Source organism: Micromonospora siamensis, from assembly GCF_900090305.1.
Taxonomy (GTDB): Bacteria; Actinomycetota; Actinomycetes; order Mycobacteriales; family Micromonosporaceae; genus Micromonospora; species Micromonospora siamensis.
Window position 1 is genome coordinate 945,256 of the sequence record NZ_LT607751.1, and the last position, 16,225, is coordinate 961,480.

The following is a 16,225-nucleotide window of genomic DNA, read 5'->3' on the forward strand; positions in this document are numbered from 1 at the left end:
CGGTCAGGTTACCGGCCGGGGGGCCGCGGACCCGGCCATCGCGCCGCCGGGCGAACGATCACCACAGGCTTTCGAACATGTGTACGATAGCCGGCATGGCGGCAGCGAGTTCGACCGGCGCGACGGAGATCACCCGCAAGCTGACCGGGATCTGTGGCCCGCCGTTCGCCCGGTTCGCCGGGGCCGCCGACGAGGTGGCCGGTCGCTCCGCCCGCTGGGTGGCGGTGCCGGGTGGGCCCGAGGCCGCGGCCGAGGTGCTGCGGCTGGCCGCCCGGCACGACCTGACCGTGGTGCCCCGGGGCGCGGGCACGAAGATCGACTGGGGTGCCGCGCCGGCGCGGGTGGACATCCTGCTCGACACCGGCCGGCTCGCCGGGATCGGTCACCAGGCCACCGGATCGCCGGTGGCCGAGGTCGGCGCCGGTACGCCGCTGCGCGCGGTGCAGGCCACCCTGGAGCGGACCGGCCGGCGGCTCCCGCTCGACCCGCCGTCCCCGGGGGCCACCCTCGGTGGGGTGCTCGCGGCGGACGAGGCCGGCCCGTTGCGGCTGCGGCACGGCACCGCGTGTGAGCAGCTGGTCGGGTTGCGCTGGTTGCGGGCCGACGGTGAGCTGCTCAGCGCCGGGATCGGCGCGGCCGACCGGGCCACGACCAATCCGCCGGTGGGGCTGGACCTGGGCCGGCTGCTCTGCGGGTCGCAGGGTGGGTTGGGTGTGCTGGTCTCGGCCACGCTGCGCGCCCAGGCGTTGCCGGCCAGCCGGGTGTGGATCTCCCGGCCGGTGTGGACGCCGCTGGAGGTGCATGACCTGATCCGGGCCGTGCTCGCCGCCCGCCTCGACCCGGCCGCGATCGAGCTGGACCTCCCGGCGGCCGGCTCCCGGGCCCGGCGGCCGATCAGCCCGGCCCGCGCCGCGGCGCTGGCCAACCACCCCTCGATGGCCGGCCGGCGGCTCGATCCGACCGCCTCCCGGGACGGCGCCGGCACACTCGCCGTGCTCCTGGAGGGTGGCCCGGCCGAGGTGACCGAGCGCGCCGACCGGTTGGTGGCGTTGGTGGCCGGCGACGCCACCGTGGACCATTCCCCGCCGGAGTGGTGGCGGCGCTACCCGTTCGCCCCGGGCGACACCGCGCTGCGGGTGGAGGTGCCGATCAGTGACCTGCACGCCGCCGTGTACGCGCTCCGCGACGCCGCCGGCACCCCCGTCCCGGTCCGCGGCTCCGCCGGCCTGGGCGTGGTGCACGCCGCGCTGCCCGGCGCGCTGCCCGCCGAGCGGGTGGCCTCGATCCTCGCCGCCGTCCGGGGCGTGCTGCTGGCCCGGCGGGGCCGCTGCGTGGTGCTCTCCGCGCCGCCGGCGGTCCGGCAGGCCGTCGACGTCTGGGGCGAGCCGGCGGTGATCCCCCGGCTGCGCGCGGCCAAGGAGCACCTCGACCCGCACCGGCGACTCGCCCCGGGTCGCCTCCCCGGCGGCCTGTAGTCGGCGTCGCCTCCCTGCCGCCCGCCCGCCCGCCGCCCGCCGTCCGCCGTCCGCCGTCCGCCGTCCGCCGTCCGCCGCCCGCCGTCCGCCGTCCGTCCGTCGCCGCCCGCCGCCCGTCCGCCGGTCGGCGGGCGGGCGGATGGCGTTTGGAGCCCCTACAGACTTGAGAGCACAGACGACTCAACGTGATCCCGGCGGCTCGAACCGACGGGCGGTGCGAGCCCGGTCGGTAGGCATCGATGCGAGTAAGAGCAGAGGGCGGGCGGACGTCCCTGGCGCGCTTCCCGGTGAGTCGTTGACGCTCTCAAGTCTGTAGGCGGTCAGGCACGCACCTCCGGGCCGCCAGCCGTCTCAGCCCGGCGGGCCGGTCACCCACGTCAGCCAGGTGGGTCGGTCACCCACCGGGCTGCCAGGTGGGTCGGTCACCTACCTCAGCCCGGCGGGGCCGGAGCAAGCGGTCAGTCCGCCAGCCAGCGGTTCACCGGCTCCAGCAGCGGGCTGAGCCGCAGCGCGGTGAGCGTCACGGTCGCGAAGAGGGCGGCCAGCAGAAGGGACCGTCGGCCGGCCGTCAGCCGCTCCCAGTGCCTGGCCAGCACGACGACCGTCCAGGTCGCGACCACCGGCCCGAGGAACGCGGCGAAGAGATAGACCAGCAGCACCACCAGACAGAGCCAGCCGATCGGGTTGGCCCAGGTGATGCCGAACGGAACCACGTCCTTCGGGTCGTAGCCACCGGCGGCCAGCTCGTCGGGGCCGACCCCCTCGCCGGCCATCCGGGCGACCCACGCGCCGAGGATCAGCGCGAACACGGCGACGAGCAGGAGGTTCGCGGCGGTGACGAGGCGGAGCCGGGGGGCGGCCGGCGTCGCGGCGGCGCTGTCGCTCGACATACCGGCACGCTAGCGAGTCGAGGGGCGCCGCGCTGCCCCGCGCGGCTCAGAGCGCGTCGTTGCGGAGCACCAGTACGGCGATGTCGTCCCGGGGCGCCTCCACCGAGAAGTTGATCGCGGTGGCCCGGAGGCGGGCGGCCACCACGTCGGCCGAGTACCCGGCCAGCGGGGCGGCGGCGTCGCGCAGCCGTTCGGTGCCGAAGAGTTCCCGGCCGCGACGCCGCTCGGTCACGCCGTCGGTGTAGAAGATGAGCGAGTCCCCCGGGTCGAGCGGGATCTCGGCGGTCGGCGTGGTGATCGAGTCGAGCAGGCCGAGGGCGGTGCCACCGGTGCCGGTGAACGACGCTCCGCCCCCGCCGCGCAGCAGCACCGGCCGGTCGTGGCCAGCGAGGTGCAGGGAGACGTCGAGCTGGTTGCCGTCCCCGGGGCCGACCGCCGCCAGCGCGAGCGTGCAGTAGCGCCCGCCACCCCGTTCGACGAGCGTCTCGTTGAGCCGGTTGAGCACCTCCGGCAGTGGCTTGCCGTCCCCGGCGAGCACCCGGATCACGTCCCGGACCAGCCCGGTGACGGCCGCCGCCTGCACCCCCTTGCCGGAGACGTCGCCGATCACCATCAGCCAGCGCCCGTCCGGCATCGGCAGCACGTCGTAGAAGTCGCCGCCCACCTCCGCGTCGTCGCCGGTCGGGACGTACTCGGCGGCGAAGCCGATGCCCTCGATCACCGGCAGCACCGGGGGCAGCAGGGACTGCTGGAGGGTCTGCGCCACCCGCCGCCGTTCGGCGTGGATCCGGGCGTTCTCGATCGCCAGGGCGGCCCGGCGGGCCACGTCCTCCAGCACGGAGACCTCGTCCGGGTCGTGCCGGTGCCGTTGGTGCCGACCCACCGCCAGGGTGCCGAGGCGCTGGCCACGGGCGATCAGCGGCACCGCGAAGCCCTCCATCGGGGCACCCAACGGCACCTGGGCGGCGCTGCGCGAGGCTTCCCGGAGCCGCGCGTGCACCGAGTCGGGGCCGGTGGCCAGGAGCGTCTTGTGCAGCTGGGGCAGCACCGACTCGTCGGCGTGGGTGGCGGCGGCGAGCTTCAACCGCCCCCACTCGTCGGTGGTGTGCACCGCGCACCACTGACCGAGCCGGGGCACCACCAGCTGCGGGATCAACGCCATGGTCAGTTCGACGTCCAGCGACTGGGCGAGCAGCTCGCTCGCCTCGGCCAGGAAGGTCAGCCACGCCTGCCGCCGGGTGTCCGTCCGGCGCAGCCGGTCGTTCTCCAGGTGCAGGGAGAGCCGCTCCGCGGCCAGCACCGCCAGCGGCCGGGCGTACGCGCTGGGCGCCGCGTCCAGCTCCAGCTCCCCGGCGTACGGGCGGTGCACGGCGAGCGGCACCCGGAGCAGCTCGTTGTCGGGGCGGGGTTGCCGGCCGTACCGGGCGAGCACCTGGGGGCCCGGACCGTCGCCCCGGTCCAGCCGGACCACCCCGCCGGCCGCGCCCACCATCTCGGCGACCCGGGTGAGCAGGTCGGTGGCGAACTCGGGCAGCGGGTCGTCCGCGTACGGGTCGGGGGTGGTCTGCATCAGCTCGCTCATCGCGGCGGCGCTGGGCATCGAGCTCTCCACCTGCCCGCCGTTCCCGCTGGCGGCCGGGAGATGCCCGACCGGCCCGTCCGGGTCGGCGTCGTGCCGGTCGAGCCGGAACCACACCCCCTTGCCGCTGGGCTGGTACGTGGTGCCCCAGCGGCTGGCGAAGTGGTCGACCAGGAGCAGTCCGCGCCCCCGCTCGGCCACCTCGCCGATCTCGGAGGAGTCGTTGCGTACGCCGACGACCAGCTCGTCCGCGGGCCCGCCGGCGAAGTCGGTGACCGTGACGGTCAACCCGACCGTGTCCGCGAGGACCTCGATGTCCAGTTCGGTCTGCGCGTGTTCGACGGCGTTGGTGGAGAGTTCGGTGGTGAGCAGCAGGGCCTCGTTGAGCAGTTCCTCCAGCTCGGCCTCGGCGAGCACGGAGCGGACCAGCGCGCGCGCCGCCGCTGGCGTACGCCGGTCTGCGGGGAGGCGGACGCGCCGCACGTGCTCCTGCGGGCCGTCGCTCGTCGCGGGCCCCGTCTCCGCTGACACCCCGACATCCTCCACCGTTCGGCCCCGGGTGCCAACCCGGCCGGGGCGTCGCGCGGCACCGGAGTGTGCCGCCGAGCTGGGCGGACGGCGACGCGCCGGGCGCGGCGGCGGCCGGGCGGCGCGGCCTCGACGGGGGCGCGGGCACAATGATGGGATGGCCGGCAGGTCGCCACGAGCCGGAGGCCCCCGAGCTGAGTGAGGGAATGATGACGACGGCTGAAAACCCGGTTGCCGCGGATTCGTCCGCTCCCGACCACGAGGCGATGCTCGCGGAGTTGGCGCAGGCCCTGCGCCGGGTGCGTGGCGGCGACCTGAAGGTCCGGTTGCCGCGGCGGGCCGGTGCGGCCGGCGAGGTGGCCGACGCCTTCAACGACGTGGTGGCGCTCCAGGAGCGGCAGCACCTGGACCTGCGCCGGATCAGCCGGATCGTGGGCCGGGACGGCCGGCTCACCGAGCGGCTCGACGAGGAGGGCCTGGAGGGCTCGTGGGCGGAGGGTCAGCGGGCGATCAACTCGCTGATCGACGACCTGGGCCGCCCGACCACGGAGATCGCCCGGGTGATCGTGGCGGTGGCTGACGGGGACCTGTCGCAGCACATGGCCCTGGAGATCGACGGCCGCCCGCTGCGGGGCGAGTACCTGCGTATCGGCCGCACAGTGAACACCATGGTCGGCCAGCTGTCGTCGTTCTCCAACGAGGTGACCCGGGTGGCCCGCGAGGTGGGCACCGAGGGCAAGCTGGGCGGTCAGGCGGACGTCCGGGGAGTCGCCGGCACCTGGAAGGACCTCACCGACTCGGTGAACACCATGGCCTCGAACCTGACCGGCCAGGTGCGCTCGATCTCCCAGGTGGCGACGGCGGTCGCCCGGGGTGACCTGTCGCAGAAGATCACCGTCGGGGCGCGGGGCGAGGTCGCCGAGCTGGCGCACACGATGAACTCCCTCACCGACACCCTGCGGCTCTTCGCCGAGCAGGTGACCCGGGTGGCCCGCGAGGTCGGCACCGAGGGGAAGCTCGGTGGCCAGGCGGAGGTGCCGAACGTCGCCGGCACGTGGAAGGACCTGACCGACAGCGTCAACTCGATGGCGTCGAACCTGACCGCCCAGGTGCGGAACATCGCGCAGGTCTCCACCGCGGTGGCCCGGGGCGACCTGTCGCAGAAGATCACCGTGGCGGCGCAGGGCGAGATCCTGGAGCTCAAGGACACCGTCAACACGATGGTGGATCAGCTGTCGTCGTTCGCCGACGAGGTGACCCGGGTGGCCCGCGAGGTCGGCATCGAGGGCAAGCTCGGTGGCCAGGCCCAGGTGCGCGGCGTCTCCGGCACCTGGCGGGACCTGACGGAGAACGTCAACCAGCTCGCCGGCAACCTGACCAGCCAGGTCCGCAACATCTCCCAGGTCTCCACCGCCGTGGCGAAGGGCGACCTGTCGCAGAAGATCACGGTGGACGCGCAGGGCGAGATCCTGGAGCTGAAGAACACCGTCAACACGATGGTGGACCAGTTGTCGTCGTTCGCCGACGAGGTGACCCGGGTGGCCCGCGAGGTGGGGACCGAGGGCAAGCTGGGTGGTCAGGCGCAGGTCAAGGGCGTCTCGGGTACGTGGCGGGACCTGACCGACAACGTGAACTCGATGGCGTCGAACCTGACCAGCCAGGTGCGGAACATCGCCTCGGTCACCACGGCGGTGGCGAAGGGTGACCTGTCGCAGAAGATCACCGTCGACGCCCGGGGCGAGATCCTGGAGCTGAAGTCGACGGTGAACACGATGGTGGACCAGCTCAGTTCGTTCGCCGACGAGGTGACCCGGGTGGCCCGCGAGGTGGGTACCGAGGGCAAGCTCGGCGGCCAGGCCCAGGTGCGCGGCGTCGCCGGCACCTGGCGGGACCTGACCGACAACGTGAACTCGATGGCGTCGAACCTGACCGCCCAGGTGCGGAACATCGCCCAGGTCTCCACGGCCGTGGCGAAGGGTGACCTGTCGCAGAAGATCACCGTCGACGCGCAGGGCGAGATCCTGGAACTGAAGTCGACGGTGAACACGATGGTGGACCAGCTCAGTTCGTTCGCCGACGAGGTGACCCGGGTGGCCCGCGAGGTGGGTACCGAGGGCAAGCTCGGTGGTCAGGCGCAGGTCAAGGGCGTCTCGGGTACGTGGCGGGACCTGACCGACAACGTGAACTCGATGGCGTCGAACCTGACCAGCCAGGTGCGGAACATCGCCTCGGTCACCACGGCGGTGGCCAAGGGCGACCTCGGCCAGAAGATCACGGTGGACGCGCAGGGCGAGATCCTGGAGCTGAAGAACACCGTCAACACGATGGTCGACCAGCTCAGCTCGTTCGCCGACGAGGTGACCCGGGTGGCCCGCGAGGTCGGCATCGAGGGCAAGCTCGGCGGTCAGGCCCAGGTCAAGGGCGTGTCCGGGACCTGGCGGGACCTCACCGAGAACGTCAACCAGCTCGCCTCGACGCTCACCACGCAGCTGCGGGCGATCGCGCAGGTCTCCACCTCGGTGACCCGCGGCGACCTGACCCAGCGGATCGCCGTCAAGGCGCAGGGCGAGGTCGCCGAGCTGAAGGACAACATCAACCAGATGATCGTCACCCTGCGGGAGACGACGAAGAAGAACGCCGAGCAGGGCTGGCTGGACTCCAACCTGGCCCGCATCGGCGGTCTGCTCCAGGGCCAGCGGGACCTGGGCGAGGTCTGCCGCATGATCATGATGGAGGTGACCCCGCTGGTGGACGCGCAGCTCGGCGCGTTCTTCCTGGCGGACAGCTCCGACGGCAGCGTACGACTGCGGCTGACCGCCTCCTACGGGTACGTGGCCCGCGGCCACGACGTCACCTTCGGCCCCGGGGAGGGGCTGGTCGGACAGGCGGCGCTGTCCCGCCGGACGATCCGGGTCAACGCGCAGCCCGACGGGCGGCTCGTGCTCCGCTCCGGGCTGGCCGAGACCCCGCCGGCCGATCTGGTGGTGCTGCCGGTGCTCTTCGAGGGCGAACTGCTCGGGGTGATCGAGTTCGCCGGGGTCGCCACCTTCTCCGACCTGCACCTGTCGTTCCTGGAGCGGCTGGTGCTCACCATCGGCCTGGCGGTCAACACCATCCAGGCCAACCGGCGTACGGAGGAGCTGCTGGCGCAGTCGCAGCGGCTCGCCCACGAACTCCAGGAACAGTCGGCCGAGTTGCAGCGCACCAACGCCGAGCTGGAGGACAAGGCGCAGCTGCTCTCCGAGCAGAAGGCCAACATCGAGACCCAGAACCGGGAGATCGAGCTGGCCCGGCTGGGGCTGGAGGACAAGGCGCAGCAGCTCACCCGGGCGTCGGCGTACAAGTCGGAGTTCCTGGCCAACATGAGCCACGAGCTGCGTACGCCGCTGAACTCGCTGCTGCTGCTGGCCCGGCTGCTGGCCGAGAACTCGGAGCAGAACCTGAGCCGCAAGCAGATCGAGTTCGCCCGGACCATCCACAGCGCCGGCTCGGACCTGCTCTCGCTGATCGACGACATCCTCGACCTGTCCAAGATCGAGGCGGGTCGGATGGACGTGGAGCCGACCGAGGTGCGGTTCGACGAGATCCGCAGCTACGTCGAGCAGGCGTTCGCCCCGCAGGCCGAGGAGAAGGGCCTGGACTTCCAGGTACGGGTGGCCAGCACGCTGCCGCCCGCGCTGGTCACCGACGCCCAGCGGTTGCAGCAGATCCTGCGCAACCTGCTCTCCAATGCGGTGAAGTTCACCGACAACGGGGCGGTCACCCTGCGGATCGGGCCGGCGCCCGAGCACGCGGTCTTCGATGTGCCGGCGCTGACCAACGCGCAGCAGGTGATCGCGTTCACCGTGATCGACACCGGCATCGGTGTGTCGGACGACAAGCTTTCGCTGATCTTCGAGGCGTTCCAGCAGGCCGACGGCACCACCAGCCGCCGGTACGGCGGGACGGGGCTGGGGCTGTCCATCAGCCGCGACCTGGCCCGGCTGCTCGGCGGTTCGATCACGGTCAGCTCGGCGCCCGGCCAGGGCTCGACGTTCACTCTCTTCGTACCCGATGTGCTGGCGCCGGACGCGGTGGTCGCGCCGGCGCCGCCGTCTCCGCAGCGGGCCGGCCTGCCCTCGTCGCTGCTGATGCCGCCGATGGAGCTGCTGCCCCAGCCGGCGACGGCGCCGGCCACCCGGCAGCTCGACGGCGCGACCGTGTTGATCGTGGACGACGACGTCCGGAACGTGTTCGCGCTGACCTCCGCGTTGGAACTGCACGGCATGACCGTGTTGTACTCGGACAACGGGGCGGACGGCGTCCGCCTGCTGGCCGAGCATCCGGAGGTGGACATCGTGCTGATGGACGCGATGATGCCCGACCAGGACGGCTACGAGACCACCCGGCAGATCCGGCGCAACCACCGCTTCGCCGACCTGCCGATCGTCTTCCTCACCGCGAAGGCGATGCCGGGTGACCGGGAGTCCGCGCTGGCGGCCGGTGGCAGCGACTACATCACCAAGCCGGTGGACCTGGACGAGCTGATCGAGCTGATGGCGTCCTGGATCAACGGCAGCCGAGGCGAGGAGCATTCGTGACGCAGACGGCGAAGGCGCTGCTGGTGGACGACCGCCGGGAGAACCTGATGGCCCTGGAGGCGATCCTCCAGGGACTCCAGGTGCAGTCGGTGGCCGTGGAGAGCGGCGAGGCGGCGCTGAAGCAGCTGCTGGTCGACGACTTCGCGGTGATCCTGCTGGACGCCCAGATGCCCGACATGGACGGCTTCGAGACCGCCAGCCACATCAAGCGGCGGGAACGGACCCGGCACGTCCCGATCATCTTCCTCACCGCCGCCGACAAGGACGCCCAGCTGGCCCTGCGCGGGTACGCGGTGGGTGCGGTCGACTACCTCACCAAGCCGTTCGACCCGTGGGTGCTGCGGGCCAAGGTCTCGGTCTTCGTGGAGCTGTGGGTGAAGACCCGGCAGCTTGCCATGCAGTCGGACGTGGTGCGGGAGCGGGAGACCCAGTGGCGCAACCTGACCGACGCGGTGGACGAGGCTACGGCGCTGCTGCGGTCGGATTCCGCTGACGGGGTCGAGCGGGCGGTCGAGTTGTTGGAGCAGGCTCGTTGGGGGGCTTCTTCCTAGGTTTCGTCGGTAGGTGGGTGGGGCCGACCGTGCCCGGCTCCGGGCGGTCAGGCTTGATCCCTCCGCCGGGCACGGTCGGCCCCACCTCGTCGTGGGCCTGGTGATCCCGCCCCTGCCGGATGTGTGGTGGCTTGGCGGCGGGCCTGGTGTCGCGGGCCCTGCCGGATGGCTGCTCCTTCCCGGTGGCTGTTGGTCTGACGGCGCGGACGAGTTGCCGGGGCCTGGCGGGATGCGGCTGCGGGTCGGGGCGATGCCGCCTCTGTTGGCTACGGACTTGAGAGCGTGAACGACTCACCGGGGGTCTGGACCGGGTCGGACGGGTCCTGGTGGAGGGGCGTGCGGCGGAGCCCGAATGTCGGGACCTGATGCTCACGCCGCTCAGGCCACAATGTCAGGGATGTCGTGGCCTTGCGCGGGGTCGGAGCCGACAAGATCGGGGATGTCGCGGCCTTGCGCGGGTCGGAGCCGACAACGTCAGGGATGTCGTGGCCTTGCGCGGGGTCGGAGCCGACAAGATCGGGGATGTCGCGGCCTTGGGCGGGCCGGAGCCGACAACATCGGGGATGTTGCGGCCTCCAACCGGTCGGAGGCGACGATGGCGGGGATGTTCTGGTTTCGGACGGGGCCGTGCCGACTTCGTCGTGGATGACAGGTGGCCCGCTGCGGGACGGGCCGGCCGCCGGGGGTGAGTCGTTGGTGCTCTCAAGTCTGTAGGCACCCGAAGGGCAACCCTCGGCGTCCGGGATAAGGGCGGGCGGCCGCCGCGCTCGGCCGCCGTGGCCTGGTGATGGTCCTTGTTGTCGTGTACCCGTCGGCGGGGCCGGGGCGGTCAGGGGTGGCGGGCGGCGCGGCGGGCGCGCCAGCGTTCGCCGAGGGTGTCGATCTCCTCCTGTACGAAGAGGAAGAAGTCCCGCATCTCGGTGACCCGTTCGCCGGCGGGGGTGGCCCGGCCGTCCAGGGCGTCCACGCCGCCGTTGGCGATGTCGATGAAGGTCTTGTAGAGGCCGGTCTTGGTGACCGTGGCCTCGTACCAGGGGTTGTCGGGCATCCGGTAGCGGTCTCGGCGGGAGCCCTTGACGGGCTCGCGGACCAGCATGCCGAACTGGGTGAGGTAGCGGACCGCGCCGGAGACGGCGGCGGCGCTGACGTCCAGCCGTTCGCCGATCTCGGCGGCGGTGAGCGGATCGTCGGCGCTCATCACGGCGAAGAGGACCCGGGCGGCCATCCGGGGGAAGCCGACGTCGGCGAACGCCATCGCCATCCGCTCGACGAAGAGGTGGACCTCCTCCTCGTCGCGGGTCGGGCGGGCCTCGTCTGTCATCGGTGTCGTCTCCCTGGTCGCGGTCGGGAACCCGATCGTGCCTCAGGTCTCACGGTCTTCACAAGTTTGTGAAACAAGCGTAGCTTCCAAAACATGGAAACTCCCATTGAGGTGTCCGGCCTGGTGAAGACCTTCGGCCGGGTCAGGGCGCTCGACGGACTCGACCTCACCGTCCGCCCCGGGGAGGTGCACGGCTTCCTGGGCCCCAACGGCTCCGGCAAGTCCACCACCATCCGGGTGCTGCTCGGCCTGCTGCGGGCGGACGCGGGGGCCGTCCGACTGCTCGGCGGCGACCCGTGGCGGGACGCCGTCGCGCTGCACCGCCGGCTCGCGTACGTGCCGGGCGACGTCACCCTCTGGCCGAACCTCACCGGCGGCGAGGTGATCGACCTGCTCGGCCGGATGCGCGGCGGCCTCGACCCGCAGCGTCGCGCCGAGCTGCTGCACGACTTCGAGCTGGACCCGCGCAAGAAGGGCCGCACCTACTCCAAGGGCAACCGGCAGAAGGTCGGCCTGGTCGCCGCGCTCGCCTCCGACGTCGAGCTGCTGATCCTCGACGAACCCACCTCCGGGCTGGACCCGCTGATGGAGGAGGTCTTCCAGCGGTGGGTCGGCCGGGCCAAGCGGGACGGCCGGACGGTGCTGCTCTCCAGCCACATCCTGGCCGAGGTCGAGGCGCTCTGCGACCGGGTCACCATCATCCGCGCCGGCCGGGCCGTGGAGAGCGGCACCCTGACCGAGCTGCGGCACCTGCACCGCACCGCGATCGACGCCGAGATCACCGGCGCGGTCGACGGGCTGGGCCAGCTGCCAGGGGTGCACGACCTGCGGGTCGACGGGCAGCGGGTGCGCTTCGACGTGGACACAGCCGCGCTGGACGTCGCGCTGCGCCGCCTCACCGAGCTGGGCGTACGCAGCCTGGTGAGCCAGCCGCCGACGCTGGAGGAGCTGTTCCTGCGGCACTACGAGACGGCCGAGGGCGCGGAGGACACCGGGTCGCCGGCCGGGGTGACCCGATGAGCACCCTCACCGGAACCCGACACCTGGTCCGGCTGATCCTGCGCCGGGACCGGATCATCCTGCCGCTCTGGGTGCTGCCGCTCGCGGTGCTGCCGATGACGTACGCGACCAGCTTCTTCGAGCTCTTCCCGACCGCCGCCGACCGGGCCGCGTACGCCGCCGGCACCGCCCGCAACCCGTCGATCGTCGCGCTGCTCGGCCCGGTGTACGGCGAGAGCGTCGGCGCGCTCACCGCTCAGCGCGGCGGCTTCCTGCTGGTGATCGTCGCGCTGGCCACCCTGCTCACCGCCGTCCGGCACACCCGTACCGAGGAGGAGGCGGGCCGGCACGAGCTGCTCGCCGGTGGCGTCCTCGGCCGGTACGCGGCGCTCACCGCGGCGCTGGTCGTGACGTACGCGGCCAGCCTGCTGCTCGGCCTGCTCACCGCCGCCGGCCTGGTCGCCACCGGGCTGCCGGCCGCCGGCTCCCTCGCGTACGGGCTGGGCGTCGCGCTCACCGGCGCCGTCTTCGCCACCGTGGGCGGGCTCGCCGCCCAGCTCACCGAGAGCGCGGGCGGCGCCCGGGGGATCGGCATCGCCGTGCTCGGGCTCGCCTTTGCGCTCCGGCTGGCCGGTGACGCCGGCCGGCACGAGTGGCTGAGCTGGCTCTCCCCGCTCGGCTGGGCGCCGCGGGTCCGGGCGTACGAGGGGGACCGCTGGTGGGTGCTGCTCCTGCCGCTGGTCGCCGCGGTGGCCCTCGCCGCGGTCGCGTACCCGCTGTCGGTCCGTCGGGACCTGGGCGCGGGGCTGCTGCCGCCGCGACTCGGCCCGGTCGGGGCCGGTCGGGCGCTGGCCGGGCCGTTCGGGCTGGCCTGGCGGCTGCACCGGGGGCAGCTCCTCTGGTGGTCGGTCGGCTTCGGCCTGCTCGGGCTGATCCTCGGCGGGGCCGCGAAGGCGGCCGGTCGGTCGGTCGAGGGGAACCCGCAGCTGGAGGAGATCCTGGCCCGGATGGGCGGTACGGCGGCGCTCGCCGAGGCGTACCTCGGGGCGACGTTGAGCCTGGCCGGCCTCGCGGCGGCCGGGTACGCCGTGCAGGCCGCGCTGCGGATGCGGTCGGAGGAGGCCGCGGGCCGGGCCGAGCCGCTGCTGGCCACCGGCACCCACCGGTCGGCGTGGCTCGGCTCGCACCTGCTGTTCGCGCTGCTCGGACCGGTGGTGGTGCTGGCGGTGACCGGTTTCGCCACCGGCCTGACCTACGGGCTGAGCGTGCGGGACGTGCCCGGCGAGCTGCCCCGGCTGGTCGGCGCCGGCCTGGCGCAGGTCCCGGCGGCCTGGGTGCTGGCCGGTCTGGCGGTGCTCCTCTACGGCCTGCTGCCCCGGCTGGCCCCGCTGGCCTGGGCGGCGCTGGCGGTCTGTGTGCTGCTCGGCCAGCTGGGTCCGGTGCTGAAGCTGGACCAGCGGCTGCTGGACGTCTCCCCGTTCACCCACACCCCGCAGGTGCTGCGTCCGGCCTGGGACGCCACCGGGCTCTGGGCGCTCACCGTCCTGGCGGTGGCCCTGGCGGCGGTGGGGCTGAGCGGCTTCCGCCGCCGCGACCTGCCCGTGGTCTAGGGCAGGTCGCGGCGGCCGGACCGGGCAGGGCCGGTCACTTCGGGCTGAGCAGGCAGAACTCGTTGCCCTCCGGGTCGGTGAGGACCGTCCAGTGGATCCCGTCCAGCTCGACGGGGGTGGCGCCGAGGGCCCGCAGCCGGGCCACCTCGGCCTGCGGGTCGTCGCCCGGGTAGGGCCGGACGTCGAGGTGCACGCGGTTCCACCCGGTCTTCACGTCGGGCGTGCGGTGGAACCGCAGGTACGGGCCGACGCCCGTGGCGGAGCGCAGCACGGCTTCCTGGTCGGTCACCTCGCGCACGGTCCAGTCCATCGACTCGCCCCAGAAGCGGGCCATGGCGCGCGGGTCGGCGCAGTCGACCACCACGGCGGCGATCGGGCCGGTGTCGCGGTGGTCCGGGCGCGGGTCCAGCACGCAGAACTCGTTGCCCTCCGGGTCGGCCATGACCGTCCACGCGACGTCGCCCTGGCCCACGTCGGTAGGGGTCGCGCCGAGCGCGGTCAGGCGCTCGACCAGCTCCGCCCGGTGAGCCGCCGAGGTGGTGGCGAGGTCGACGTGCACCCGGTTCTTTCCCACCTTGGGGTCCGGGTAGCGGACGAGGTCGATGAAGAGGAAGGCCGGGTCGGGATAGTCGACGCCCGGGGGTTCGAGGTTGGTCACGCCGGGTGCCTCGATGGACGTCTCCCAGCCGAGGACCTTCGCCCAGAACCCGCCCAGCGCGGAGTCGTCGTGGGCCTTCATGTTGATCTGCACGAGCCGGGTAGCCATGCCGGCGATGCTAGGGCCTGCGCCGAACCGGCGGGTGCCGTGGCGGGCTCGGGCCTAGGGGGCGGTCTCGTTGCGGATCATCAGGGCGCTGCGCAGGCCGGTGATGTCCAGGACGCGGAGCAGGAAGTCGCCCACGTTGCTGAGGACCAGCAGGCACTGGGCGTGGCTGGCCTTGCGGCTGAGCACGACCAGGGTGCCGAGGCCCTGCGAGTCGCAGAAGGTGACCCCGCCCAGGTCGAGCACGATCCGCGGGGGCGGATCCGTCAACACTTCGTTGACGACGGTGCTGAGTTGGGCGGCCGTGAGCATGTCGATCTCACCGCTCAGGCGAAGCACCACTTCATCGCCTGTCCGGTGTACGGTGATGGACAGTTCGGCACGATCCACCCGGTCAGCCTATCGCGATCTCGCCCGACGAGCCCGTCGAGACGTTGGGCACCTTGATCGTGGGCGGCGAGGCGGGCGCGTGAGCCCGGTAACCCGCTGCCGGGGTGGCTGCCGCTCCGCCGTCCGGCGCTGACACAATGGCGGCATCGTGACCGATACCTTTTCCGCCGGATCCGGCCGTTACCCGGCCGACGCGCCGGCCTCCGAGGCCCTGTTCGACCGCGCCAAGGCCATCGTGCCGGGCGGGGTGAACTCCCCCGTGCGCGCGTTCCGTGCCGTCGGCGGCACCCCGCGCTTCATGGTCCGGGGGGAGGGTCCGTGGCTCTTCGACGCCGACGACCGGCGCTACGTCGACCTGGTCTGCTCCTGGGGGCCGCTGATCCTGGGCCACGCCCACCCCGAGGTGGTCGAGGCGATCCGGGACGCCGCCGGCCTGGGCACCAGCTTCGGCACCCCCACCCCGGGTGAGGTGGAGCTGGCCGCCGAGATCGTCGCGCGTACCCCGGTGGAGCAGGTCCGGCTGGTCAACTCGGGCACCGAGGCGACCATGTCGGCGATCCGGCTGGCCCGCGGCTTCACCGGCCGAACCAAGATCATCAAGTTCTCCGGCTGCTACCACGGGCACTCCGACGCCCTGCTCGCCGCCGCAGGCTCCGGCGTCGCCACCCTCGGCCTGCCCGACTCGCCCGGCGTGACCGGCGCGGCGGCCGGCGACACCATCGTGCTGCCGTACAACGACATCACCGCGGTCGAGGCGGCCTTCGCGGCCGAGGGCCCGCACATCGCCGCGATCATCACCGAGGCCGCCGCCGGCAACATGGGCGTGGTGGCCCCCCGCGACGGCTTCAACCAGCAGCTCGCGGCGATCGCCCACGCCCACGGGGCGCTGCTCATCGTCGATGAGGTGATGACCGGGTTCCGGGTCTCCCGCGCCGGCTGGCACGGCCTCGACGCCTCCGACGCCGACCTGTGGACGTACGGGAAGGTCATGGGGGGTGGGCTGCCCGCCGCGGCCTTCGGCGGGCGCGCGGAGATCATGGCGCGGCTGGCCCCGGCCGGCCCGGTCTACCAGGCCGGCACGCTCTCCGGTAACCCGTTGGCCTGCGCCGCCGGCCTGGCCACGCTGCGGCTCGCCGACGACGCGCTCTACCGCAGGCTCGACGAGACGGCCGCCGTCGTGGGCAAGCTGGCCGGCGACGCGCTGGCCGCCGCCGGTGTCCCGCACCGCCTGTCGTACGCGGGCAGCATGTTCTCGATCTTCTTCACCGACGCCGACGTGGTCGACTACGACACCGCCCGCACCCAGCAGGTGCCCGCGTTCAAGGCGTTCTTCCACGCGATGCTGGCCGCCGGCGTCTACCTGCCGCCGAGCGCGTTCGAGTCGTGGTTCGTCTCGGCGGCGATCGACGACGCCGCCCTGGAGCAGATCTCCGCCGCCCTGCCGGAGGCGGCGCGGGCGGCGGCAGCCGCGGGACACGGGGGTTAGCCGACGGTGAGCGCGAGGAGTGAGCCGGTTTTGCGAGCCCCGCAGTCGCGAAC

At 73.0% G+C, this 16,225-nt stretch carries 11 protein-coding genes; 6 read left to right on the plus strand and 5 right to left on the minus strand.

Annotated elements, in window-relative coordinates; translation table 11 throughout:
* Positions 1-95 precede the first annotated feature (95 nt).
* Entirely contained in the window at positions 96-1,475 is a 1,380-nt protein-coding gene (locus GA0074704_RS04435; RefSeq protein ID WP_088969310.1) for an FAD-binding oxidoreductase, read from the plus strand.
* A 458-nt stretch (positions 1,476-1,933) separates the two neighbouring features.
* Here the strand turns inward: GA0074704_RS04435 and GA0074704_RS04440 are convergent, their stop codons facing one another.
* Positions 1,934-2,365: a hypothetical protein gene (locus GA0074704_RS04440; protein WP_088969311.1), complete on the minus strand. Its 432-nt coding sequence runs from the start codon at positions 2,363-2,365 to the stop codon at positions 1,934-1,936.
* Positions 2,366-2,411: 46 nt separating this feature from the next.
* Positions 2,412-4,475 carry a SpoIIE family protein phosphatase gene (locus tag GA0074704_RS04445; RefSeq protein WP_088969312.1) on the minus strand — a complete coding sequence of 688 codons (2,064 nt, stop codon included), beginning with the start codon at positions 4,473-4,475 and terminating at the stop codon, positions 2,412-2,414.
* 203 nt (positions 4,476-4,678) lie between these two features.
* Between GA0074704_RS04445 and GA0074704_RS04450 the strand changes: the two genes are divergently transcribed.
* Both GA0074704_RS04450 and GA0074704_RS04455 read left to right on the plus strand, forming a co-directional pair.
* Entirely contained in the window at positions 4,679-9,052 is a 4,374-nt protein-coding gene (locus tag GA0074704_RS04450; RefSeq protein ID WP_408632006.1) for a hybrid sensor histidine kinase/response regulator, read from the plus strand.
* Entirely contained in the window at positions 9,049-9,603 is a 555-nt protein-coding gene (locus GA0074704_RS04455) for a response regulator (protein WP_088969313.1), read from the plus strand. The genes GA0074704_RS04450 and GA0074704_RS04455 overlap by 4 nt, the downstream gene beginning before the upstream one ends.
* An 829-nt stretch (positions 9,604-10,432) precedes the next feature.
* Here GA0074704_RS04455 and GA0074704_RS04460 read toward each other — a convergent pair.
* Entirely contained in the window at positions 10,433-10,924 is a 492-nt protein-coding gene (locus GA0074704_RS04460; protein WP_088969314.1) for a GbsR/MarR family transcriptional regulator, read from the minus strand.
* Between the two features lie 93 nt (positions 10,925-11,017).
* Between GA0074704_RS04460 and GA0074704_RS04465 the strand changes: the two genes are divergently transcribed.
* The gene (locus tag GA0074704_RS04465) at positions 11,018-11,944 is read left to right on the plus strand and encodes an ABC transporter ATP-binding protein (RefSeq protein WP_088969315.1); all 927 of its coding nucleotides are present in this window, start codon (positions 11,018-11,020) and stop codon (positions 11,942-11,944) included.
* Positions 11,941-13,533, plus strand: a complete 1,593-nt coding sequence (locus tag GA0074704_RS04470) for an ABC transporter permease (protein ID WP_088969316.1) — start codon at positions 11,941-11,943, stop codon at positions 13,531-13,533. The genes GA0074704_RS04465 and GA0074704_RS04470 overlap by 4 nt, the downstream gene beginning before the upstream one ends.
* A gap of 34 nt (positions 13,534-13,567) precedes the next feature.
* Here GA0074704_RS04470 and GA0074704_RS04475 read toward each other — a convergent pair whose 3' ends face one another.
* Both GA0074704_RS04475 and GA0074704_RS04480 read right to left on the minus strand, forming a co-directional pair.
* Positions 13,568-14,299, minus strand: a complete 732-nt coding sequence (locus tag GA0074704_RS04475; RefSeq protein WP_088969317.1) for a VOC family protein — start codon at positions 14,297-14,299, stop codon at positions 13,568-13,570.
* 54 nt (positions 14,300-14,353) lie between these two features.
* Positions 14,354-14,686, minus strand: coding sequence for an STAS domain-containing protein (locus tag GA0074704_RS04480; RefSeq protein WP_088969318.1), 333 nt, complete (start codon positions 14,684-14,686; stop codon positions 14,354-14,356).
* A 148-nt stretch (positions 14,687-14,834) separates the two neighbouring features.
* Here GA0074704_RS04480 and hemL point away from each other — a divergent pair, with 148 nt between their 5' ends.
* Positions 14,835-16,172, plus strand: a complete 1,338-nt coding sequence (gene hemL, locus GA0074704_RS04485; protein WP_088969319.1) for a glutamate-1-semialdehyde 2,1-aminomutase — start codon at positions 14,835-14,837, stop codon at positions 16,170-16,172.
* Positions 16,173-16,225: the final 53 nt, after the last annotated feature.

Coding starts and splice junctions, on each gene's coding strand:
- GA0074704_RS04435 (WP_088969310.1), top strand. CDS start 96: ATGGCGGCAGCGAGTTCGACCGGCGCGACGGAGATCACCCGCAAGCTG.
- GA0074704_RS04440 (WP_088969311.1), bottom strand. CDS start 2,365: ATGTCGAGCGACAGCGCCGCCGCGACGCCGGCCGCCCCCCGGCTCCGC.
- GA0074704_RS04450 (WP_408632006.1), top strand. CDS start 4,679: ATGATGACGACGGCTGAAAACCCGGTTGCCGCGGATTCGTCCGCTCCC.
- GA0074704_RS04460 (WP_088969314.1), bottom strand. CDS start 10,924: ATGACAGACGAGGCCCGCCCGACCCGCGACGAGGAGGAGGTCCACCTC.
- GA0074704_RS04465 (WP_088969315.1), top strand. CDS start 11,018: ATGGAAACTCCCATTGAGGTGTCCGGCCTGGTGAAGACCTTCGGCCGG.
- GA0074704_RS04470 (WP_088969316.1), top strand. CDS start 11,941: ATGAGCACCCTCACCGGAACCCGACACCTGGTCCGGCTGATCCTGCGC.
- GA0074704_RS04475 (WP_088969317.1), bottom strand. CDS start 14,299: ATGGCTACCCGGCTCGTGCAGATCAACATGAAGGCCCACGACGACTCC.